Raw genomic sequence first — 22,904 nt, forward strand, 5'->3', positions numbered from 1 at the left:
AGCGGCCCGGGATGGGGAGCGGGCACATGGACCGGGTCGGGCCGGTGTGCCAGCATGCGCGGATGCGGAGCACACGGCACACCGTCCAGGCCAACGGCATCACCCAGTCGGTGCGGGTGGCCGGTCCGCCGGACGGCGTACCGGTGCTGCTGGTCCACGGCAACGTCTCGTCGTCGGCGTTCTGGGAGCCGCTGCTGCGCCGGCTGCCGGAGACGCTCCGCGTGATCGCGCCCGACCTGCGCGGGTACGGCGACACCGCCACCGCCCCGGTCGACGCGACCCGGGGCCTCGCCGACTTCGCCGACGACGTGGCCGCCCTGCTCGATGCCCCCGGGCTGTTCGCCCCTGGCGCGCGGCCGGTGGTGGTCGGGCACTCGCTGGGCGGCGGGGTGGCGATGCGGCTGCTGGTCGACCACCCCGAGCGGGTGGCCGGGCTGCTGCTGGAGGCGCCGGTCTCGCCGTACGGGTTCGGCGGGACCCGGGACCTCGACGGTACCCCGACCACGCCCGACTTCGCGGGCACCGGCGGCGGCACCGCCAACCCCGACTTCGTCGCCCGGCTCGCCGCGCAGGACCGGGGCGAGGAGGGCCCGACCAGCCCGCGGAACGTGCTGCGCGCGGCGTACGTGGCTGACCCGGCGTCGCTGGGCGAGGACGAGGACCTGCTGCTGGACAGCATGCTCACCACCGCGACCGGGGACGACAACTACCCGGGCACGGCGATCACCTCCGCGCACTGGCCGGGAACGGCGGCCGGCGAGCGCGGGGTGCTGAACGCGTTGGCACCCGCCTGGTTCCGGGTCGCCGACGAGCTGGTCGCCGTCTCGGCCAAGCCGCCGGTGATCTGGGTACGCGGCGACGCCGACGTGATCGTCTCGGACACCTCGCTGTTCGACCTGGCGTACCTGGGATCGCTGGGGGCGGTGCCGGGCTGGCCGGGAGCGGCGGACTGCCCGCCCCAGCCGATGGTGGGCCAGACCCGGGTGGTGCTGGACCGGTACGCCGCCGCCGGCGGGACGTACCGGGAGGTGGTGCTGCCCGGTTGCGGCCACAGCCCGCACCTGGAACGGCCGGCCGAGTTCGTCGCGGAGCTGCTGGCACTGGTCGGGGCGCCCGCGGAGGCCTGACCCGGCAACGCCGGCGGAGGCCTGACCCGGCGGCGCCGGCGGGCGTCGGTGCCCGGCCTGCGGTGGCGGCCCACCCCCGGGGCCGGCCGTGCGCCGGGGCGGAGAGTGACGGACGTCGTGAAATATCCCACGGCGTCTCGACAACGTAGAGTCACGTGGCAGACTCCGGCGCATAACCTTAGCGGCCGTTCATGTCGGCAACGGCGGAGTCAACCAAGGGGAGGCCGGTCGTGGCGCGCGAGTTCACCAGGGTGGGTGTGGTGGGTCTGGGCACCATGGGTGCCGGCATCGTCGAGGTGTTCGCCCGCAACGGCATCGACGTGGTGGCCGTGGAGATCTCGGCGGCCGCCCTGGAGCGTGGCCGGGCCACCCTCACCGGGTCGACCGACCGCGCCGTGGCCAAGGGCAAGCTCGCCGAGGCCGACCGGGACGCCCTGCTGAGCCGGGTCGACTTCCAGGTCGGGCTGGGTGCGCTGCACTCGGTGGACCTGGTGATCGAGGCGGTGCCCGAGCACCTGGACCTGAAGCAGCGGATCTTCGCCGAGCTGGACCGGGTCTGCAAGCCCGAGGCCATCCTGGCCACCAACACCTCCTCGCTGAGCGTCACCGAGATCTCGGTCGCCACCACCCGGCCCAACCAGGTCATCGGCATCCACTTCTTCAACCCGGCGCCGATCATGAAGCTGGTCGAGGTGGTCCGCACCGTGGTCACCTCCGCCGACGTGGTGGCCGACGTGGAGGCGCTCTGCACGCGGCTCGGCAAGGTCGACGTGACCATCAACGACCGGGCCGGCTTCATCGCCAACGCGCTGCTCTTCGGCTACCTGAACCACGCGGTGAGCCTGTTCGAGGCGCGGTACGCGAGCCGCGAGGACATCGACGCCGCCATGAAGCTCGGCTGCGGCCTGCCGATGGGCCCGCTCGCGCTGATGGACCTGATCGGCCTGGACACCGCGTACGAGATCCTGGACACCATGTACCGGCGCGGCGGCCGGGATCGCCGGCACGCCCCGGTGCCGCTGATCAAGCAGATGGTCACCGCCGGGCTGCTCGGGCGGAAGTCCGGCCGCGGCTTCTACACCTACGAGCGGCCGGGCTCGCCGAAGGTCGTACCGGACGAGCAGACGCCGGTGGCGACGAAGTCCTCGCTCGCCGACGGCGCGCGGGCCATCGCCAAGGTCGGCATCGTCGGCTCCGGCACCATGGCCACCGGCATCATCGAGGTCTTCGCCAAGGCCGGGTACGAGGTCATCTCGGTGACCCGGGGCGCGGAGAAGTCCGCGAAGGTCTGCGAGGCGGTCAAGACCTCGCTCAACAAGGGCGTGGTCCGGGGCAAGCTCAGCGAGACCGACCGGGACGCCGCGCTGGGCCGGGTCACCTGGTCGGCCACCCTCGACCACCTCGCCGACGTCGACCTCGTGGTCGAGGCGGTGGTCGAGGAGTTGAGCGTCAAGAAGGCCCTCTTCGCCAGCCTCGACGAGATCTGCAAGCCGGGCGTGGTGCTCGCCACCACCACCTCCTCCCTGCCGGTGATCGACGTGGCGATGGCCACCCAGCGCCCGGCGGACGTGATCGGCCTGCACTTCTTCAACCCGGCGCCGATCATGCCGCTGGTGGAGATCGTGCGGACCATCCGCACCTCGGCGGAGACCGCCGCCACCGCCCGTGCGGTCTGCGCGGTGCTCGGCAAGACCGGCGTGGTCTGCGGTGACCGGTCCGGCTTCATCGTCAACGCGCTGCTCTTCCCGTATCTGAACGACGCGGTGAAGATGCTGGAGGCCAGCTACTCGACCGCCGACGACATCGACCACGCCATGAAGCTGGGCTGCGGCTATCCGATGGGCCCGTTCGAGCTGCTCGACGTGGTCGGCCTGGACGTCGCACTGGCCATCCAGCGCGAGCTCTACCTGGAGCTGCGCGAGCCGGGCTTCGCCCCCGCGCCGCTGCTGGAGCACCTGGTCACCGCCGGCTACCTCGGTCGCAAGAGCGGGCGCGGTTTCCGCGACCACACCAACCGCTGATCCGGGTCAACACCGGAGGCCGGTGACGGCGTCTTGAGGGTGTGACCTTCGAGGAGTACGTCGGCAGCCGCGGCCCGGCCCTGTTACGCCTGGCTCGGCTGCTGACCGGCGACGTGCACCGCGCCGAGGACCTGACCCAGGACGTCCTGGCCCGCGCGTACGTGCACTGGCGAAAGATCGCCCGGGCCGACCGGCCGGACGTGTACGTGCGGCGGATGCTGGTCAACGCCAACGCCTCCTGGTGGCGCCGGCGGTCGAACCACGAACTGGCTGTCGACACCTTCGCCGAGCAGGCCCACCGGGGCGACCTCGGCGGCGAGGCGGCCGCCCGGGATGAGATGTGGCGGCTGATTCGGGCGCTGCCCGACCGCCAGCGTGCCGTGCTGGTGCTGCGCTACTACGAGGACCTGGACGACGCCACGATCGCTCAGATCCTCGACTGCTCCCCGGTCACCGTCCGTACCCACGCGATGCGGGCGCTCGCCCACCTCCGGGAGCGCTGCGGCATCCCGACGACCGACGGGAGCCGGCCGTGACCGACCTCGACGACCGGATCGCCTCGGTGCTGCGCGAGCGCGCCGAGGGGGATATCGACACTGACCGGCTGCTGAGCCGGTCCCGGGCCCGGGGACGCCGGAGGCAGGTGCGCCGCCGGGCCGCGACAGGCATGGCACTGGCCCTGGTCGGGGTACTCGGCCTCGCCACGATGACCGCACCGGGGCTACCCGGCCTGCCGGGAAGGCTGCCCTGGACGACCGCCACCCCGGCCATCGTCAACCCCGTGCCACCCCGGGCCGGCGGGGTGCCCGGCGCCGCCCAGCAGCCCGAGCTGGTGGGTACCGATCCGCAGGTGCTGCACCTGGGCGTCGACCCGGCGAAGGGACGCTACCTGGGCTGGCAGGTCGTGGGCGATGGCGTGGAGACCCTCCGGATCGGGCCCCCGGGTGGGCGGCCGGTCACGATCGACGTGGCCAGCACGGCCGCCGCGGTCGATGGTCTCGCGATCGATGGGCTTTCGATCGATGCGCCGAGGGGAGGTGCCTTCGACGGCAAGGTGTGGCAGCTGGGGAGCAACCCGGGCGGCTTGGTCATGCTCTGGCAGCCCGCACCGGGCGTGTACGCCCGAGCCGCCATGCCAGGGAGGGACCGAGCTGCTCTGGCGCGGGCGGTAAAGGCCCTGAAGTGGGACGAGGCGCGCCGGTGCGGCGGACCGCTGCGACTCACCGCGCTGCCCGCAGGGGCCCGGATCGCTGGATGCCGGGTGGACGTGTCTTCCTTCCCTGGCACGATGGACGTGGTGGTGACCCTCTACCGCGGCACGTCCGACATGATGTCCGTCCGCCTCCAGTACAACGCCGGAATAACCGGCGCGCGCAGCGACAGCAACCGCACCATCGGCGGGCGTCCCGCCTACCTCTATCCGGATGGCATGGGACTGGAGCTGCTCGGGCTCCCGAAGGCTCACCTGATCGCCGAGTTCGGCTCGCCGTGGAAGGGCTTCACCGAGGCCGACGCGACGACCGTACTGGCCGGGGCGCAGGTGGCGAAGGATCTGACCGACCCGGAGACCTGGAAGTGAGGGGCGCCGGCCGGGCCGCCCGATCCGGGCCGGTCCGGCCGGCGGAACGTACGCTTGTTGACCGTGAGCCCCCGTCGCAACCGTCCCCGCCGGGACGAGACCACCCACCTGGACTCCGAGCGGGCCCGCCAGGGCGTGCCCACCGTCCAGCAGTGGCGCGACGGCGACTGGCAGGTACGCGGGATCACCGGCGGGGCGTCCGTCAAGACGTACCGCTGTCCCGGCTGCGACCAGGAGATCCGTCCGGGGGTGGCGCACGTGGTGGCCTGGCCGGCCGACGACCGGGGCGACCTCACCGACCGGCGGCACTGGCACAGCGGCTGCTGGCGCGCCCGGGACCGGCGCGGGCCGAACCTCCAGCGCGGACGCGGCGCCCCCCGGTACGGCTGAGCGATCTGCGTCACCCTGTTTCCGCCCGGGCAGGCGGCGAGGGCGGCGGCGCGCGAGACTGGGACGGTGAGCACCCCGATCCGTGCGTCGTCGATCCTGCCCGGTCACCGGGAGGACATCGAGCTGCACACCGCCGACGGGCTGACGCTGGTCGGTGAGCTGGCCCGGCCGCTGGACCGGGCACCGGCCGGCACGCTGGTCTGCCTGCACCCGCTGCCCACCCACGGCGGGATGATGGACAGCCACGTCTTCCGGAAGGCGGCGTGGCGGCTGCCCGCGCTGGCCGACCTGGCCGTGCTGCGGTTCAACACCCGAGGCACCAGCAGCGTCCGGGGGACCAGCGAGGGAGCCTTCGACGGCGCGGTCGGCGAGCGCTTCGACGTCGCCGCCGCCATCGAGTACGCCGAGTTCCACGAGCTGCCGAACATCTGGCTGGTCGGCTGGTCCTTCGGCACCGACCTGGCGCTCAAGTACGGCTGCGACCCGGCGGTGGCCGGGGCGATCCTGCTCTCCCCGCCGCTGCGTTTCTCCGAGCCGGCGGACCTCGCCGTCTGGGCCGAGTCGGGCCGCCCGCTCACCGCCCTGGTGCCCGAGTTCGACGACTACCTGCGCCCGGAGGAGGCCCGGCAGCGGTTCGCGGCCGTGCCGCAGGCCGAGGTGGTCGGGGTGCCCGGCGCCAAGCACCTGTGGGTCGGCGACGCGGAGACCGTGCTGGACGAGATCGTCCGGCGGGTCAACCCGGCCGTGCCGGTGCCGCTGCCGACCACCTGGGACGGGCCGATGGAGACCGGCGACGTCAGCGCGTACGCCGACCGGACGGTGGCCGCGTTCGCCGACACCCCGGTCCCCGGCCCGCAGCAGCGGCAGGCGGGCTGACCCCGCGCACCCGGGTCGGTCAGCGGGAGTCCTGCCGGGGCAGGACCACCTCCCGGAGGATGAGCTGGAGGGCGGCCACCATCGGGATGGCGATCAGCGCGCCGACCACGCCCAGCAGCGACACCCCGAGCAACGCGCCGAGCAGCGCCGCCACCTCGTTGACCGAGACCGCCCGGCGCATGATCTTCGGATAGATCAGGTAGTTCTCCACCTGCTGGTAGACCAGGAAGAAGACCAGGCAGGCGACGCCGACGGGCAGGTCGGTGGCGAAACCCACCAGGGACACCACCACCGCGCCCAGGGTCGCCCCGATCTGCGGGATCAGGTCGGTCACCGCGACCACCACGGCCAGCGCGAACGGGTACGGCAGCCCGACCGCCAGCGCGAAGACGAAGGTGCTCGCCCCGGCCAGCACCGCGATGGCGAGCGCGCCCACCATGTACGCGCCGACCCGGGTGAGGATCTCGTCGCCGATCAGCCGGACGCGTTCCCGGCGGGTGCGGGGCACCAGCGCATAACCGAGGTCACGTAGGCGGTCGAAGTACGCCAGGAAGTAGATCGTCAGCACCAGCACGGTCAGCACCCGGAGGATGGTGCCGAAGATCAGCTGAGCGCCGCCCAGCACGCCGCCGAGGGCCCGGCTGATGGTGTCCGCGTTCGCCGCCGCGCGGACCCGTTCCATCACGTCGTACCGCTCGATGAGATCGTTGACGGTGGGGTTGCGGCGCAGTTCCTCGACGTAGCCGGGCAGGTGCGTGATGAACTGCCCGGACTGGGTCACCACCGGGGGCACCAACGCCAGCAGCCCACCGATGATCAGCAGCAGTACGGTCAGGGTCACCACCGCGACGGCCAGCCCGTGCGGCAGCCCCCAGTGGCGCAACCGGACCACCGCCGGGTGCAGACCCACCGCGAGGAACAGCGCGATGACCACCAGCACCAGGATGCCGGCGGCGTTGCGGATGCCCAGGAAGACCGCGTACGCCAGCAGCACGCCGAGCGCCCCGGTGAAACCGACCAGGAAGGCGCTGCGGCGCAGCGGCTTGCCCGGCACGCCGAACCGCCCGCTCGGCTCGAACTCGGTCGGTTCGGTCACCTGCTCGACGGTGCGCCGCCCGGACTCGTCGGTCGCGCCGTCCTCGGGCCGGAGCGCGCCCAGCGGGTCCTCGTCCTCCGGTCGGGCGTCGCCCGGCCGCCCGTCCTGCGCCACCTGACCTCCCCGCATCCCGCTCCGTCGTACGCGATCGGAGTCCAGCTCGCCGGGCCGGCCGGGTGACCCGGATCGGCCAGCCGGGCGTCGCCGTCCACGCGGCAGCCCGTTGCTCGGCAGGTTATCCGGCCGGGCTTTCCTCGGCCAGCCCTCCCACCGGCTGGCCAGGGCACGTCCCGCCTGAATCGTTTACGCCATCAGGTCCATAGCGTCCCAGTGGCAACGGTCCGGCCACCGTCGGCCACCGCCGCGGCCAGTCGGCCGCCAGGCCGGCGGTGCCGGGCGTGACGGCGGCGGCGGTGCGGCTGATCGGGCGGATGCCGGGCGTGGGGCCGTGACCACGTCGCCGATCCGGCGGGGTCCGGGCGGGTTGGATACCGCGAGGTCGCCGAACTGTGGCGCCCCGGCGGGCTACCCGCGGCAAGGGCGCCGACCTGGCGGGCGTGCCGTTCGGCGGGATGTCGCCTGCGTCAGTCGGACTCGACCTTCACGGCGCTCGGCTTGGCGCTTCGCTCGTCGGTGGTGGGCTTGGTCGGGCGCTTGCCGTTCTCGCCAGTGCTGGTGATCTTCGTGGGAGTGGCGCCCCGGCCGCCCTCGCCGGGTACGGCGGCCACGGTCGGCTCGCCCTCCACGCCAGCGGTGGCGGCGCCTCCGTCCACGGTGGTCACCGGTTCGGCGACCGGGCGGGCCGGGCTGCCGTCCGTCGCCGGCTCCGGGGCCGTCGCCGGCTCCGGGGCCGTCGCCGGCTCCCCGGTCGCCGCCGGCGCGGAATCGGCGCCCTCGGGGGAGACCGTCGCGGTGCTCTTCGCGCTGACCGGCGCGGTGTCCTTGCCGGTGGCTGGCGCCGTGACCGTGTCGGGCGTCATTTCCTTGCCGGCCACCGGCGTCGTGTCCTTCCCGGAGGTCACCGGCGCGGTCTCCTTGCCGGCCGTCGGCGTGGTGCCCTTGCCGGCCGCCGGAGTGGTGGCCTTGCTGGCCCCCGGCGGGGTGCCCTTGCCGGTGACCGGCGTGGTGTCCGGACCGGCCGTCGGCGCGGCCGCGCCGGAGTCACCCCCGGGCGTCGCGGCCAGCTCGTCCGGGTCCACCGGGGTGGTGGCCAGGCCGGCGCTGCTCGCCGACAACCGCAGCTCGGCGAGCTTGCGCTGGAGGTCGTCGGACTCCTGGCGGGACTTCCACGTCTCCGTCCGCAGGTCCGCCAGCTCCTGTTGGGCGTGGGCGATCTCCAGCATCACCTGGGCGAGCTGCTGCCGGCCGGCGGCCACCTCCTGCTGGGTGGCGGCGAGGTGCTGCTGGGTGGTGGCCAGGTGCTGCTGGGTGGTGGCCGCATACTCCTCGAACTGGCGGCGCGAGGCGGCGACGTGCTCGTCGGCCTTGCGGCGCTTGTCGGCGGCGTCGACCTCGGCCCGGCGCAACAGCTCGGCACCCTCCTCCTCGGCCTGCCGGCGCATGTTGAGCGCGTCCTGCTCGGCCGCCTTTCGGATCTTGGTGGCACCCTGCTCGATCTCCTGGCGGCGGGTGGCGTACGCCTTCTCCAGCTCGTCCTGCCGCTTCTTGTGCTGCTTGTCGAGCTCGTCGCGGCGCTTGGCGTACTCCTGCTCGGCGGTCGCGCGGCGCTGGGCGAACTGCTTGTCGGCCGCGTCCCGCCTGGCGTTGACCTCCTTCTCCACCCCGGCCCGCCAGGCGCCCAGCTCCTGCTGCGTCTGGGCGCGGGCCTGCTGGACGTACGCCTCGGTCTCGGTGCGCATCCGCTGGACGTACGCGTCGACCTCGGCGCGGTTGCGCTTGCCGGCCTCGGCAGCCTCGGCGGTGAGCCGGCTGGCCTCGGTGCGGGCCTGGCCCCGGGTGGCCTTCGCCGCCTCCTCCGCGTCTTCGACGATCTTCTTGGCCTCGGCGAGCGCCTTGGCGTGGGTGGCCCGGCCGGCCTCGGCCGCGGATTCGGTGAGGCGCTTGGCCTCCTGCTGCGCCTTGCCGTGCACCTCCTTGGCCGCCTCGCGGAGCTGGGTCGCCTCCTGCTGGGCCTTGGCCAGCGCCTCCTTGGCGGCCTCGCGCAGTCGGGCGGCCTCCTGCTGGGCGCGGCTGTGGATCTCCTTGGCGGTGTCCCGGAGCTGGGTCGCCTCCTGCTGCGCCGTGGCCAGCGCCGTCTGAGCCGTCCGGCGCAGCCTGGTGGCCTCGTCGTTCGCGTCCCGACGGAGCTTGGTGGTCTCCTCGGCGGCGTCCTTGCGAAGCTTGGTGGTCTCCTCGGTGGCGTCCTTGCGGAGCTTGGTGGCCTCTTGCTTGGCCGCCGTGAGGGTGGCCTCCGCCTCGGCCTTGCGAGCGGCGGTGAGTCGCTCCTCCTCGGCCCGCCGGGCGGCGAGGGCGATCTCGAAGTCCTTGAGGGCCTGGGCGGACTGCTCGCGGGCCTCCTCGATGATGTGCTCGGCGGCCGCACGACGGGCCTCGATCTCCTCGTTGGCCGCGGCGACGATCTCGTCCGCCTGCTCCTCGGCCATCAGGAGGATCTGCTCGACCCGGGGACCGAGGTGCCGGAACGAGGCCCGGTCCACCACGCCCACCTGCTTGCGCACCTGGGCGAGGTCGCGTTGCAGCACCTCGACCTGGCCGGCCAGCTTGTGGATCTGGGTGTACGCCTGCTCCCGCTCGGCCGTCAGCGCCGTGATCTCGTGCTCCGCACGAGCGACGTATCGGTCGACCTGTCGTTTGTCGTACCCCCGCAGCGCGGACTCGAAGCTGGGCTCCGTGGTCACGTCCCCGCCGAGAGCGAACAGTTCCTCGCCGTGCGACATGCTCCCATCCTCACACGCATCCGGCTCTGCTGGGGCGATACGGACGCCCCTGCTGGGACCTACTTCACTGACAGGTCGAAACGGGCGGGAAATGCATGACGGCGCGGGGTGACACCGGTTACCCGGTGTCACCCCGCGCCGTGGCTCATGCCCCGGTGCGGGTGTCTCAGCTGGCCGACTCGGCGGTCACCTTCTCCTCGGCGTCACCGGACTTGGCCGCCGGCTTGGCGCCGCCGCCCGGCACGCCAGGCACGATGCCGGCGAGGCCGGAGAGCATCTGCCCGAGCTGCGAGGTGACGGCGTCCTTCTGCCGGGTGAGGTCCTCGACCTCGCGGCGGGCCGCCTGGGTGGTCAGTTCCGCCTCGGTACGGGCCTCGCTGAGCAGGCGCTGCGCCTCGGCCTTCGCCTCGTTGAGGGTCTTGTCGGCCAGCGCCTTGGCCTTGTCCACCGTCTCGTTGGCGGTGCGCTCGGACTCGACCCGGCGGGCCTCGGCCCGCTGCTCGATCTCCTTGGCCCGCTCCTGGGCGGCCCGGGCCCGCTGCTCGGCCTCGCTGACCAGCTTCTGGGTCTGCGCGACCTGGGCGGCGTGCCGCTCGGACTCCTCGCGCTCGGCCTTCTCCCGCCGCTCGGCGAGCTGGAGCTCCAGGGCCTGGAGGTCCTTGTCGCGCTTGTCCCGCGCGTCGGTCAGCAGCTTGGTCGCCTCGGCGCGCTTCTCCTCGGCCTCCCGAGCGGCCTTGGCCCGCTGCTGGGTGATCTCCCGCTCGGCGGTGGCGCGCAGGGTGGCGACCTCACGCTCGACGGTGGACTTCAGCTCGGCCACCTCGTGGGCGGTGACCGTACGCAGCTGCTTGGTCTCCCGCTCGGCGTCGGCGCGCAAGGTGTCCGCCTCGCGGCGGGCCTGCACCCGGACCTCGGCGGCCTCCCGCTCGGCGGCGGTACGCACGCTGCCGGCCTCCCGCTCGGCGGTGGCCTTCATGGCGGCCGCCTCGGCGCGTGCCTTGTCGGTGATCTCGCGCGCCTCGAGGCGGGCCGCGGAGAGGATGCCCTCCGACTCGCGCTTCGCCTCGTTGCGGTGGTCGTTGGCCTGCTCCTCGGCCAGCCGGAGGATCTGCTCGACGCGGGTGCCCAGGCCGGAGAGGGTCGGCCGGCTGTTCTCCTCGAGCTGCTTGTTGGTGTCGGCGAGCTTCTGCTCCAACGCGCCCTGGCGCTGCTCGGCCTGGCGGAGCCGACGCTGGGCGTCGTTCATCCGCTGCTCGGCCTCGGCCCGGGCCTGCTCGGACTGGCTCAGCGCGGCGCTCAACCGGCCGATGAAGTCGTCGACCTGGTTGGTGTTGTATCCGCGCAGGCCAACGGTGAAATCTGGCTGCGTGTTCGCGTTATCGAAGAACGCAAGAGGGGAGGACTGCTGCTGGGGCATTGGGACATACTGGCAGACGCCCCAGGGTGCTTCGCAAGAGCGGTCCGCAGCTTTCGTGTCCTGTTTACATGGTCAACTTCGGGAGCCGGTTGGGACCGGACCGAACCGGCGATCTTGGCAGGTCCCAGGCGCGCCGGGCGGGACGCGAGGCGCGCGCGGAAAGGGCCGTGGGTCGGTGGCCCGCGGCCCTTTGTCGAGCATCGCCGAATCGCGCGCCGCGCAATGGAAAGCGCAATGCCGCCACCATGCGGATGGTGCCGGGACCACCCGGACGGGTCAGTGCCCGCGGAACCGGTTGATCGCCGTTTCGTGCCGGTCGCGCAGCTCGGTGTCCCGGACACCGAGGCCGTCGGTCGGGGCGAGGCAGCGCACACCCACCTTGCCCTGGTGTGCGTTGCGGTGCACCTCGTACGCGGCCTGGCCGGTCTGCGCCAACGGGTAGGTCCGCGAGACCGTCGGGTGGACCTTGCCGAGCGCGACAAGCCGGTTGGCCTGCCAGGCCTCGTGGTAGTTGGCGAAGTGGCTGCCGACGATCCGCTTGAGGTGCATCCAGAGGTAGCGGTTGTCGTACTGGTGCTGGTAGCCACTGGTGGAGGCGCAGGTGACGATGGTGCCGCCGCGCTTGGCGACGTAGACGCTGGCGCCGAAGGTCTCCCGGCCGGGGTGCTCGAAGACGATGTCCGGGTCCTCGCCGCCGGTCAGTTCGCGGATCCGCTCGCCGAAGCGGCGCCACTCGTCCGGGTCCTGGGTCTCCTCGTCGCGCCAGAACCGGAAGCCCTCCGCGGCCCGGTCGATGACCAGCTCGGCGCCCATCCGCCGGCACAGCTCGGCCTTTTCCGGCGAGGAGACCACGCAGACCGGGATCGCCCCGCCGCCCAGCGCCATCTGGGTGGCGTAGCTGCCCAGGCCGCCGGAGGCGCCCCAGATCAGCACCACGTCGCCCTGCTTCATGTTCGCCCCGTGGTGGGAGACGAGCTGCCGGTACGCGGTGGAGTTGACCAGGCCGGGGCTGGCCGCCTCCTCCCAGCTCAGGTGGCGCGGTTTCGGCATGAGCTGGTTGGCCTTGACCACGGCCAGCTCGGCCAGGCCACCGAAGTTGGTCTCGAAGCCCCAGATCCGCTGCTGCGGGTCGAGCATGGTGTCGTCGTGGCCGGCCGCGTCCTCCAGTTCCACCGAGAGGCAGTGCGCGACCACCTCGTCGCCGACCTTCCACCGGGTCACCCCGGGCCCGGTCCGCAGCACCACGCCGGCCGCGTCCGACCCCACCACGTGGTAGGGCAGGTCGTGCCGGCGGGCCAGATCGGAGACCCGGCCGTAGCGCTGGAGGAACCTGAAGGTGGGCAGCGGCTCGAAGATGCTGGTCCAGACCGTGTTGTAGTTGATCGCGCTGGCCATCACCGCGACCAGCGCCTCACCCGGGCCGAGCTCCGGGGTGGGCACCTCCTGGAGGTGCAGCGCCTTGCGCGGGTCCTTGTCCCGGGTGGCCATGCCGTCGAACATCCGGGTGTCCTCGGCGCGGACGACCACGCCCCGGTAGCTCTCCGGTACCGGCAGGCCGGCGAGGCCGGCGAGTTCCCGCTCCGGCTGCGCGGAGCCCTCCGCCGCCATGATCGCATCGAGGATGTCGTGCACGGTGACCTCCCGTTCGTCCGCACCCACACCGGGGCAGGGGTGCTGCCATCGTCGGCGCCGGTGCGACGGGTCCGCCATGTCGGCAATCGACACATCCGGCACCGGTCGCACTCCTGTGGGGCCGGACGTTACTGAACGGTAGCTAGGGCCGGAAGTCTCCTGTGAAAAACTGCATCCGCCGATGCGTGGAGGCGTCCGTGGGACCGCTGAACCGCGCACCGCCGCGCGTTTCCGCGGGTGGGGAGGGCCGCTCGGCCCTCCCCGGCGGCTCACCGGGTGGCCGGCTCGACCAGCTCGACCAGCACGCCGCCGGCGTCCTTCGGATGCACGAAGTTGATCCGGGAGTCGGCGGTGCCCCGCTTCGGGGTCTCGTAGAGCAGCCGTACGCCCCGCTCGCGCAGCGCCGCGCAGGCCGCGTCGATGTTGGTCACCGTGTACGCGACCTGCTGCACGCCCGGCCCGTTGCGGTCCAGGAACTTCGCGATCGTCGACTCCGGCGACAGCGGGGCGAGCAGCTGCACGCAGCCACCCTCGGTGGTCGGCCCGACGGCCAGCATCGCCTCGCGTACGCCCTGCTCGGCGTTCGTCTCGGTGTGCACGCAGCGCATCCCGAAGGTGCGCTGGTAGAAGTCGATCGCGGCGTCCAGGTCCGCCACGGCGATCCCGACGTGGTCGATGCGGCGCAGGCCGATGTCTGTGACATAGTCGGCAGCGGGCTCGACGGGGGAGTTCTCAGCCATGGCGCTAGTCTGACCGAACAATCGTTAAGGCGTACAGGTCGGCACCCCCTCGGAGGCAGGCATGGCTTCGGTGATCGTCAGCGGCGCGCGGACCCCGATGGGGCGCCTGCTGGGCAACCTCAAGGATCTCCCGGCGACGAAGCTCGGTGGCATCGCGATCAAGTCGGCGCTGGAGCGCGCCGGCGTGACCCCCGACCAGGTGCAGTACGTGATCATGGGGCAGGTGCTCCAGGCCGGCGCGGGTCAGATCCCGGCCCGCCAGGCGGCCGTCGAGGCGGGCATCCCGATGACCACCCCGGCGCTGACCATCAACAAGGTCTGCCTCTCCGGCCTGGACGCCATCGCGCTGGCCGACCAGCTCATCCGGGCCGGCGAGTTCGACATCGTGGTGGCCGGCGGCATGGAGTCGATGACCAACGCCCCGCACCTGCTGCTCGGCCAGCGCAGCGGCTACAAGTACGGCGACGTCACGATCAAGGACCACATGGCCCTGGACGGCCTCACCGACGCCTGGGACTGCTGCTCGATGGGCGAGTCGACCGAGCGGCTCGGGGCGAAGCACGGCATCACCCGCGCGGAGCAGGACGCCTTCGCGGCGGCCAGCCACCAGCGCGCCGCGGCCGCCCAGAAGAACGGCAACTTCGCCGAGGAGATCACCCCGGTGGTCATCCCGCAGCGCAAGGGCGACCCGCTGGTGATCAGCGAGGACGAGGGCATCCGTCCGGACACCACGGCCGAGTCGCTGGCCAAGCTGCGCCCGGCGTTCACCTCCGACGGCACCATCACCGCCGGCAGCTCCTCGCCGATCTCCGACGGCGCCGCCGCCGTGGTGGTGATGAGCAAGGCCAAGGCCAGGGAGCTGGGGCTGACCTGGCTGGCCGAGATCGGCGCGCACGGCAACGTGGCCGGCCCGGACAACTCCCTGCACTCGCAGCCGTCCAACGCCATCAACCACGCCCTGAAGAAGGCCGGCCTGACCGTCTCCGACCTCGACCTCATCGAGATCAACGAGGCGTTCGCCGCGGTCGGCATCCAGTCCACCCGGGACCTGGCCGTCAGCCCGGAGAAGGTCAACGTCAACGGCGGTGCCATCGCGCTCGGCCACCCGATCGGCATGTCCGGCGCCCGGCTGGTGCTCACCCTGGCGCTGGAGCTCAAGCGCCGGGGCGGCGGCACCGGCGCGGCCGCGCTCTGCGGCGGCGGCGGCCAGGGCGACGCGCTGATCATCCACGTGCCCTCGGGTGCCGCTGACCGGTGAGCGTGAGGAGTGAGCCATCGGTGCGCCGCAGCCGGGACGTACCGATGCTGGTGGAGCGGGCCCGCACGGGTGACCCCCGCGCGGTGGCCCGGCTGATCACCCTGGTCGAGTCCGGCGACGAGGTGCTGCCGCAGGTCGCGGCGGCCCTCGCGCCGTACGCCGGGCACGCCCAGGTGGTCGGGCTGACCGGGTCGCCCGGGGTGGGCAAGTCGACCACGACCAACGAGCTGGTCCGGGCGCTGCGGGCGCGCGGTCACCGGGTCGGGGTGCTGGCCATCGACCCGTCCAGCCCGTTCACCGGCGGGGCGATCCTCGGCGACCGGGTCCGGATGCAGGACCACGCCACCGACCCCGGCGTCTACATCCGCTCGATGTCCAGCCGGGGGCACCTCGGCGGGCTCTCCGCGGCGACGCCGCAGGCGGTCCGGGTGTTGGAGGGCGCCGGCTGCGACGTGGTGCTGGTGGAGACGGTGGGCGTCGGGCAGGCCGAGGTCGAGGTGGCCTCGCTGGCCGACACCACGCTGGTGCTGCTCGCCCCGGGCATGGGCGACGCCATCCAGGCGGTCAAGGCCGGCATCCTGGAGATCGCCGACGTCTTCGTGGTCAACAAGGCCGACCGGGACGGCGCCGACGCCACCGTCCGCGACATCCAGGGCATGATCGCGCTGGGCGAGCGCGGGCCGGGGGAGTGGCGGCCGCAGGTGGTCCGGGCGATCGCCGCGCGTGGCGAGGGGATCGACGACATCGCCGCCGCGATCGACAAGCACCGGGACTGGCTGGAGCGGCACGGCGAGCTGCGCCGCCGCCGGGAGGCGCGGGCCGCCGCCGAGATCGAGGCGATCGCGCTCGGCACCCTCCGGGCCCGGATCGGTTCGCTGCGCGACGGTACGCAACTGCCGACGCTCGCCGCCAAGGTGGCCGAGGGCGCGATCGACCCGTACGCCGCCGCCGCCGATTTGCTGGCCCAGCTGGGGGCCTGAGCGGTCCACTGCGGACCCGGCCCAACTAGTACGCTCGCACCGCCTCATGGCGGTCGTGGGGTTGGACGAGGGGGCGGGTGGAGCATGGCTGACGAGGCGACCCAGGAGCTGTCGGTGACGCCGGACGCGGTGGCGGGCGGCGCGACGCACGTCTCCGACGAGGTGGTGGAGAAGATCGCGGTGGCCGCCGCGAAGTCCGTGCCCGGGGTGGCCGAGCTCGGTGGCGACGTGGCGCGGTTCTTCAACGCCGTGCTGGACCGGGTCGGGCTGGACCAGGTCGGCGACGCGCGGCGGGGTTGCTCGGCGCACGTCACCAACGGCGCGGCGCTGGTCAACCTGGTCATCGTGATCGACGGCGGCCGGCCGGTCCCCGAGGTGACCGACGCGGTCCGCTCGGCGGTGACCTCGGCGGTGGAGGCGTACGGGCTGCGGGTCGACGAGATCAACATCCGGGTCGACGACGTGGCCCTGGGCGGCCCCGCGGCACCCTCGGCCTGAGCCAGGTTACCGGCCGGTACCCAGATCCTTAGCGATCGTTCAGGCCACCGTTCTACACTCGGTCTTCAGTCGAGGACTCGAGGAGGAGCTCCGCGCATGGACGCCGACGAGATCGCCGCCGGTCGGGCCCGCTGGCAGGCCCGCTACGACGCCGCCCGCAAGCGGGACGCGGACTTCACCACGCTCTCCGGCATGACCGTGGACCCGGTGTACGGCCCGCCGGAGGGCGTGCCCTACCCCGGATTCGAGCGGATCGGCTGGCCGGGCGAGTTCCCCTACACCCGGGGGCTCTACCCGACCGGCTACCGCGGGCGGACCTGGACCATCCGACAGTTCGCCGGCTTCGGCAACGCCCAGCAGACCAACGAGCGCTACCAGATGATCCTCGGCGCCGGCGGCGGTGGGCTCTCCGTCGCCTTCGACATGCCGACGCTGATGGGCCGCGACTCCGACGACCCGCAGTCGCTCGGTGAGGTCGGCCACTGCGGCGTGGCCATCGACTCGGCCGCCGACATGGAGGTGCTGTTCAACGGCATCGACCTGGCCGGCGTGACCACCTCGATGACCATCTCCGGCCCGGCCGTGCCGGTCTTCTGCATGTACCTGGTCGCCGCCGAGCGGCAGGGCGCCGACCTGTCCCGGCTGGACGGCACGCTCCAGACGGACATCTTCAAGGAGTACATCGCGCAGAAGGAGTGGCTCTTCGACCCGGAGCCGCACCTGCGCCTGATCGGCGACCTGATGGAGTACTGCGCCCGGGAGATCCCGAAGTACAAGCCGCTGTCGGTCTCCGGCTACCACATCCGCGAGGCCGGCGCGACCGCCGCGCAGGAGCTGGCGTACACCCTGGCCGACGGGTTCGGCTACGTCGAGCTGGGGCTCTCCCGCGGGCTGGACGTCAACGTCTTCGCGCCGGGGCTGAGCTTCTTCTTCGACTCCCACGTGGACTTCTTCGAGGAGATCGCCAAGTTCCGGGCCGCCCGCCGGATCTGGGCCCGCTGGCTGCGCGACGTCTACGGCGCCACCAGCGAGAAGGCACTCTGGCTGAAGTTCCACACCCAGACCGCCGGGGTGTCGCTGACCGCTCAGCAGCCGGTCAACAACGTGGTGCGTACCGCGGTGGAGGCCCTCGCGGCGGTGCTCGGCGGCACCAACTCGCTGCACACCAACGCCCTCGACGAGACCCTGGCCCTGCCCACCGACGAGTCGGCCGAGATCGCCCTGCGTACCCAGCAGGTGCTGATGGAGGAGACCGGGGTGACCAACGTGGCCGACCCGCTCGGCGGCTCCTGGTACGTCGAGGCGCTCACCGACCGGATCGAGGCCGAGGCGGAGGAGATCTTCGCCCGGATCAAGCAGCTCGGCGGCGAGGGCCCGCACAAGATCGGCCCGATGACCTCGGGCATCCTGCGCGGCATTGAGGACGGCTGGTTCACCGGGCACATCGCCGAGTCGGCCTTCGTCTACCAGCAGGCGCTGGAGAAGGGCGACAAGAAGATCGTCGGCGTCAACTGCCACACCGGCACCGTCGCCAAGGAGCTGGAGATCCTGCGCATCTCGCACGAGGTGGAGCTGGAGCAGCGTCGGGTGCTCGCCGAGCGCAAGGCCGCCCGCGACGACGCCGCGGTCAAGGCCGCCGTGCAGCGCATGGTCGAGGTCAGCCGGACCGGGGAGAACATGATCCCCGCCATGCTGGACGCGGTCCGCGCCGAGGCCACCCTCGGCGAGATCTGCGACGCGCTGCGCGCCGAGTGGGGCGTCTACCGCGAGCCCGCCCGCTTCTGAGTGGCCGCGCCGGTGCCGGGACGCCCGGTACCGGCGCCCACCTGGCGTGAGAGTTGCAACTGTCGCCGTCGCGGTTGATCTGAGTTCAGCGGGACACGTGCGAGACTAGATAACCATGAGCGACCCACGGATCACCTCGTCGATCTTCACCCGCGGCGCGGTCGACCTCAGCGCCCTGCGCAGCACCGCCCCCAACCCCGCCCCAGCCAAGTCCGGTCCCCCCGCCGGCGCGCCCGGCGGCGCGGTCGGTGGGGTCAGCGTCATCGACGTCACCGAGGCGACTTTCCAGTCCGAGGTCCTCGAACGCTCGCTGACCACCCCGGTGATTGTGGACTTCTGGGCCGAGTGGTGCGAGCCGTGCAAGCAGCTCTCCCCGGTGCTGGAACGGCTGGCGGTGGAGGGCGCCGGCGCGTGGGTGCTCGCCAAGGTGGACGTGGACGCCAACCCGCGGATCGCCCAGATGTTCCGGGTGCAGGGCATCCCGATGGTCTACGCGATCGTCGGCGGGCAGCCGATCGACGCCTTCTCCGGGGTGGTGCCGGAGGCCCAGCTGCGCCAGTGGATCCAGGCCGTGCTGAAGGCCGGCGGGGTCAGCGTCGAGGCGCCCGAGGACCCGCGCCTCGCCGAGGCCGACGACGCGCTGATGACCGGCGACCTCGACGCGGCCGAGCGGGCGTACCGGAAGATCCTCGCGGAGTCCCCGGCGGACGCGGCGGCGGAGGCGGGGCTGGCCCAGGTCGGACTGGCCCGCCGGGTGGCCGGCGCCGACCCGCAGGCCGCGCTCGTCGCCGCGCAGGCCAACCCCGACGACGTCGACGCCCAACTGCTGGCCGCGGACATCGAGGTGCTCAGCGGCCTGGCCGAGCAGGCCTACCAGCGCCTGGTCGGCCTGGTTCGCCGCACCGCCGGTGACGACCGGGAGAAGGTACGCCAGCACCTGGTCGGCCTGTTCACCATCGCCGGTCCGGAAGACCCCGCGGTCGCTTCGGCCCGGCGGGCCCTGGCGAGCGCCCTGTTCTGAGCACGTAGCACGCCAGCGCGGGCCGGCGTACCGGCCGGCCCGCCCCGATCATCGAGGACGGGAGCCCATGATGCGCCGAATCGCCGTCCTCGACGCGCCGACCAACCTCGGCTTGCGCCCACCCACGGCCAGCTCGGTCCCGGGCTGCGCCAAGGCGCCGGGCGCGCTGCGTGACCACGACCTGCTCGCCCGGCTGCGGGCCCGCGACGCGGGCTGCCTCACCCCACCCCGGTACGACCCGGGCGACTGGCGCCCCGGCGACGGGGTCTGCCACGCCCCGGAGATCGCCGCGTACTCGGCGGCGCTGGCCGACCGGATCGGCGCGATCATCGACCGGGGGGAGTTCCCGCTGGTGCTCGGCGGGGACTGCTCGGTGCTGCTCGGCTCGGCGCTGGCCATGCACCGGCTCGGCGAGGCGGTCGGCGGCCGGATCGGGCTGGTCTTCGTCGACGGCCACTCCGACTTCCGGCACCCCGGCAACGCCTCGTACGTGGGCGCGGCGGCGGGGGAGGACCTGGCCCTGGTCACCGGCCGGGGGCAGGCCGACCTGGCCGCCATCGAGGGGCGACGCCCCTACTTCCGCGACATCGACGTGGTGGTCCTCGGCATCCGGGCGCAGGACGAGTACCGGCTCGACCTGCAGGCCGCCGGCATCACCACCCGGCCGGTGCCGGCGCTGCGCGCCGAGGGCGCCGCCCGTACCGCCCAGTGGACGCACGAGCAGCTGGCGGACTGCGCCGGCTACTGGGTGCACATCGACGTGGACGTGCTCGACCCGGCGGTGATGCCGGCCGTCGACGCCCCCGACCCGGGCGGGATCGCCTTCGCCGAGCTGGAGATCCTGCTCACCGGGCTGGTGGACACCCCGCACTGCCTCGGGGTCGAGCTGACCGTCTTCGACCCCGACTACGACCCCGACGGGTCGTACGCCGCGGAGATCGTCAACACCGTGGTGGCCGGGCTCGCGCCGGTCTCCGCGCCCAGCGCGGCGCCGCCGCGGCTGCTGCCAGCCGGCCCGGTCGCACCCGCCCCCCGACCGGGCAACGGCCGTCCCGCGAACCGCCGCGTCCTGCCCTCCCCGGTGACGACCCCGGCCCCCGCGGTCGCCGTGGAGCCGATCGGCCCCGCACCGACGCCGAGCGAGCCCGCCGACGGCGACCCCGCTGTCTCCCTGGCCGCCGACGTGGACAGCGACGAGGCGCCGCCCGCCGGGACTGCCGGGCCGGGCCTGTCGCCACAGCTGGTGGCGGACGAGGGCGACGGGCCCGAGCAGGTCGGTCCGGGGTCGGGCCGGCTGCGGCGCGTCCCGGCACGGGACGAGTCTGCGCCCTCCGAGCCGGTCGGGCCGCCCGCGTCGGCGGGTCCGGGCCTGCTCCGCCGGGTGTCCGTCGCCGAGGACGGCCCGACCGCGTCGACCGGCAACGCCTCGTCGCGGCCGGGCATCGACATCGCCTGACCTCCGCCGGCGCTTGCCTGATCGGGAGAGGGGCGGCGGGACACGGGTCAGCGGGTGGGGAGGGCGCGGAGGAAGCGCGCGGCGATCGGGACCGCGCTGGCCGTGCTCGACCCGCCCTGCTCCACGAAGACCGCGAAGGCGATGTCGCCCTGCCAGCCGACGAACCAGGCGTGCGTGTGCGCCGGGTTGTTGTCGTATTCGGCGGTGCCGGTCTTGCCGTACACCGGGCCGCCCGGGACGCCGGCGAGGGCGCTGCCGGTGCCGCTGGTGACCACCGCGCGCATCATCGTCTTCAGCGCCGCCACCGACTCGGGCTTCAGGTCCGGGCCGGCCGGGGCGGGCTGCTGCGGGGCGGGATCGAGCAGCAGCTTCGGCTGCTCCCAGTGGCCCCGCGCGACGGCGGCGGTGGCGGCCGCCATGGCGAGCGGGCTGACCACCGTGGTGCCCTGGCCGATCGCCGCGGCGGCCTGCTCGGTGGGGCCGCCGTTCGCCGAGACCTTGCCGGTGAAGGCGTCCACGCCGAGGTCCCACTTCGCCTCCAGGCCGAGGGCGCGGCCGGTGACCGCGAGCCCGTCCGGCCCGAGCTGCGGCGCCAGGGAGGCGAAGGCGGTGTTGCAGGACTTCGCGAAGTCGGTGGTGAACGGGACCGACCCCAGCTCGAAGTTGTCGGAGTTCTTGAACGAGCGGCCGTCCACGTCCAGGGTCTTGGGGCAGTCCACCCGGGCGTCCGGAGTCACCGCCCCCTTGTCCAGCAGGGTGAGCGCGCTGACCATTTTGAACGTCGAGCCGGGCGGCACCTGGGCGGTGAAGGCGAGGTTCTCGCCGGCCGGGCCGGGGCCGTTGGCGGCGGCCAGCACGGCGCCGTCGCTGATCCGTACGGCCACCAGGGCGGAGCGCCGGGCCTGCCCGCGCAGCGCCGCGTCGGCGGCGTTCTGGGTGGCCACGTCGAGGGTCGTCTTCAGCGGCTGTCCCGGCTTCGGCTCGCTGCGGAAGACCTCGATGCCGGTGGGGGTGGTGGTGCCCTCGGACCCGGGACGCTCGGTGACCACGGTCAGCCCGGGGACGCCGCGCAGCCGCTCGTCGTACCGGCCCTGGAGGCCGCCGTGCCCGACCAGGTCACCGGCGACGTAGCGGTCGGGGTGGGCCTTGAGGTCGTCGGCCTGCGCCGGGTCGACCGAGCCGAGCAGGGCCCGGGCGAACTCCCGGGTCGGTGCCAGGTCGAGCTGGTCGGTGGGGAACCTCGTGCCGGGCAAGTCGTAGATCCTGGGCTTGATCTGGCGGTACGCCTCCTCCCGCAGGGTCACCACCTCGACGAGTGCTCCCTGGTCGGCCTCCTCGATGCGCTTGGGCAGGTCGGAGAGGTCGACCGGCGGGGTGAGCGGGGGCCGGATCGCCTTGAACGCGGCGTCCAGCTGGCGGACCAGCGCCGGGACGTCCTTGACCTCGGCGGGGTGCACGCCGACCCGGACCACCGGGCGGGGCGCGACGATCGGTTTGCCCGCGGCGTCCAGCACCCCGGCCCGGGCCGCGCGGTCGCGGCGCAGCGCGAGCCGGTCGCCCGGCTCCAGCTTCTCGTGCACCACGGCGGGCTCCCAGATCACCTGCCACTGGTCGTCGGCGCCGTGCCGGAGGCGTACCGGTGTCTCGTAGCTCCAGCGGGTCTGGCCGGGCAGCGTCCAGGTGACCTGGACCCGCGCGGTGGCGATGTCGGCGGTGATCTTCGGCTCGCCGGCGGCCTTCAGCTCCGGCGGGGTGCCGGCCAGGTCGCCGGAGAGCGCCTTGAGCTCCTTGGCCACCTCGGCGGCCGGGACGCGCGCCCCGGTGGGGTCGATGAAGCCCACCGCCTGCAGATCGCCGGAGCGCCAGCCCGTCAGGAACGCGGCGACGCTCCGCTCCGGCCCGTCCGCGCCGGAGCAGCCGACCAACCCGCCCCCGACGAGCACGGCGGCGGCCAGCGCCGCACGGACCGGCCGGCGAGGGGAGAGGCGGTGGCGAACGGGGTACGACGTGGGCATGCAGCAGTCCTCCGGTAGGAAACTGCCCTGCACGCTAGTACGGCGCGCCCTTCTCCACCGCCCCGCGAGCAGGCAAAGAGCGCAGCGGGGCAGTGTGATGAACATCGCCAGTCCGG

At 73.2% G+C, this 22,904-nt stretch carries 17 protein-coding genes and 1 pseudogene; 12 read left to right on the forward strand and 6 right to left on the reverse strand.

Going from position 1 to position 22,904, the window contains the following annotated elements; genetic code table 11:
* Positions 1-62: 62 nt before the first annotated feature.
* The 6 genes from ABZ783_RS20970 (at position 63) to ABZ783_RS20995 (ending at position 5,993) form a co-directional block, all read left to right on the forward strand.
* Positions 63-1,127, forward strand: a complete 1,065-nt coding sequence (locus ABZ783_RS20970) for an alpha/beta hydrolase (RefSeq protein ID WP_357440752.1) — start codon at positions 63-65, stop codon at positions 1,125-1,127.
* Positions 1,128-1,357: 230 nt separating this feature from the next.
* On the forward strand, positions 1,358-3,148 hold the full coding sequence (locus tag ABZ783_RS20975; RefSeq protein WP_357440755.1) for a 3-hydroxybutyryl-CoA dehydrogenase: 1,791 nt from the start codon (positions 1,358-1,360) through the stop codon (positions 3,146-3,148).
* A gap of 41 nt (positions 3,149-3,189) precedes the next feature.
* Positions 3,190-3,684: a SigE family RNA polymerase sigma factor gene (locus tag ABZ783_RS20980; RefSeq protein ID WP_357440758.1), complete on the forward strand. Its 495-nt coding sequence runs from the start codon at positions 3,190-3,192 to the stop codon at positions 3,682-3,684.
* Positions 3,681-4,727: a hypothetical protein gene (locus ABZ783_RS20985; protein ID WP_357440760.1), complete on the forward strand. Its 1,047-nt coding sequence runs from the start codon at positions 3,681-3,683 to the stop codon at positions 4,725-4,727. The genes ABZ783_RS20980 and ABZ783_RS20985 overlap by 4 nt, the downstream gene beginning before the upstream one ends.
* A gap of 57 nt (positions 4,728-4,784) precedes the next feature.
* Positions 4,785-5,117 (forward strand): hypothetical protein, encoded by a 333-nt coding sequence (locus tag ABZ783_RS20990; RefSeq protein WP_073836015.1) that lies wholly within the window; start codon positions 4,785-4,787, stop codon positions 5,115-5,117.
* Positions 5,118-5,183: 66 nt separating this feature from the next.
* Positions 5,184-5,993 carry an alpha/beta hydrolase gene (locus ABZ783_RS20995; protein WP_357440763.1) on the forward strand — a complete coding sequence of 270 codons (810 nt, stop codon included), beginning with the start codon at positions 5,184-5,186 and terminating at the stop codon, positions 5,991-5,993.
* A 19-nt stretch (positions 5,994-6,012) separates the two neighbouring features.
* On the opposite strand, the gene ABZ783_RS21000 is transcribed toward ABZ783_RS20995, so the two are convergent.
* The 5 genes from ABZ783_RS21000 to mce all read right to left on the reverse strand — a co-directional run bounded on the left by ABZ783_RS21000 (position 6,013) and on the right by mce (position 13,775).
* Complete coding sequence (locus ABZ783_RS21000; RefSeq protein ID WP_357440766.1) at positions 6,013-7,218, reverse strand: AI-2E family transporter; 1,206 nt, start codon at positions 7,216-7,218, stop codon at positions 6,013-6,015.
* A 455-nt stretch (positions 7,219-7,673) separates the two neighbouring features.
* Entirely contained in the window at positions 7,674-9,986 is a 2,313-nt protein-coding gene (locus tag ABZ783_RS21005; RefSeq protein WP_357440769.1) for a hypothetical protein, read from the reverse strand.
* Between the two features lie 166 nt (positions 9,987-10,152).
* Positions 10,153-11,403, reverse strand: a complete 1,251-nt coding sequence (locus ABZ783_RS21010; protein ID WP_357440772.1) for a DivIVA domain-containing protein — start codon at positions 11,401-11,403, stop codon at positions 10,153-10,155.
* 276 nt (positions 11,404-11,679) lie between these two features.
* Complete coding sequence (ccrA, locus tag ABZ783_RS21015) at positions 11,680-13,035, reverse strand: crotonyl-CoA carboxylase/reductase (protein WP_357441074.1); 1,356 nt, start codon at positions 13,033-13,035, stop codon at positions 11,680-11,682.
* Positions 13,036-13,304: 269 nt separating this feature from the next.
* A complete protein-coding gene (gene mce, locus ABZ783_RS21020; protein WP_357440775.1) occupies positions 13,305-13,775 on the reverse strand; it encodes a methylmalonyl-CoA epimerase in 471 nt (156 codons plus the stop codon).
* A 61-nt stretch (positions 13,776-13,836) separates the two neighbouring features.
* On the opposite strand from mce, the gene ABZ783_RS21025 reads away from it, so the two are divergent.
* The 6 genes and pseudogenes from ABZ783_RS21025 to ABZ783_RS21050 form a co-directional block, all read left to right on the forward strand.
* A complete protein-coding gene (locus tag ABZ783_RS21025; protein ID WP_357440778.1) occupies positions 13,837-15,033 on the forward strand; it encodes an acetyl-CoA C-acetyltransferase in 1,197 nt (398 codons plus the stop codon).
* 44 nt (positions 15,034-15,077) lie between these two features.
* The gene (meaB, locus tag ABZ783_RS21030; RefSeq protein WP_357441077.1) at positions 15,078-16,013 is read left to right on the forward strand and encodes a methylmalonyl Co-A mutase-associated GTPase MeaB; all 936 of its coding nucleotides are present in this window, start codon (positions 15,078-15,080) and stop codon (positions 16,011-16,013) included.
* 84 nt (positions 16,014-16,097) lie between these two features.
* Positions 16,098-16,511 carry an Asp23/Gls24 family envelope stress response protein gene (locus ABZ783_RS21035; protein WP_357440780.1) on the forward strand — a complete coding sequence of 138 codons (414 nt, stop codon included), beginning with the start codon at positions 16,098-16,100 and terminating at the stop codon, positions 16,509-16,511.
* 96 nt (positions 16,512-16,607) lie between these two features.
* The gene (locus ABZ783_RS21040; RefSeq protein WP_357440783.1) at positions 16,608-18,296 is read left to right on the forward strand and encodes a methylmalonyl-CoA mutase family protein; all 1,689 of its coding nucleotides are present in this window, start codon (positions 16,608-16,610) and stop codon (positions 18,294-18,296) included.
* A 115-nt stretch (positions 18,297-18,411) separates the two neighbouring features.
* Entirely contained in the window at positions 18,412-19,317 is a 906-nt protein-coding gene (locus ABZ783_RS21045; RefSeq protein ID WP_073835956.1) for a tetratricopeptide repeat protein, read from the forward strand.
* A gap of 67 nt (positions 19,318-19,384) precedes the next feature.
* A pseudogene (locus ABZ783_RS21050) lies at positions 19,385-20,293 on the forward strand (arginase family protein); the annotation flags it as partial.
* 527 nt (positions 20,294-20,820) lie between these two features.
* Here the strand turns inward: ABZ783_RS21050 and ABZ783_RS21055 are convergent.
* A complete protein-coding gene (locus tag ABZ783_RS21055; RefSeq protein ID WP_357440786.1) occupies positions 20,821-22,788 on the reverse strand; it encodes a penicillin-binding transpeptidase domain-containing protein in 1,968 nt (655 codons plus the stop codon).
* Positions 22,789-22,904: the final 116 nt, after the last annotated feature.

Source organism: Micromonospora sp. NPDC047738 (assembly GCF_040642675.1).
Classification (GTDB): Bacteria; Actinomycetota; Actinomycetes; order Mycobacteriales; family Micromonosporaceae; genus Micromonospora.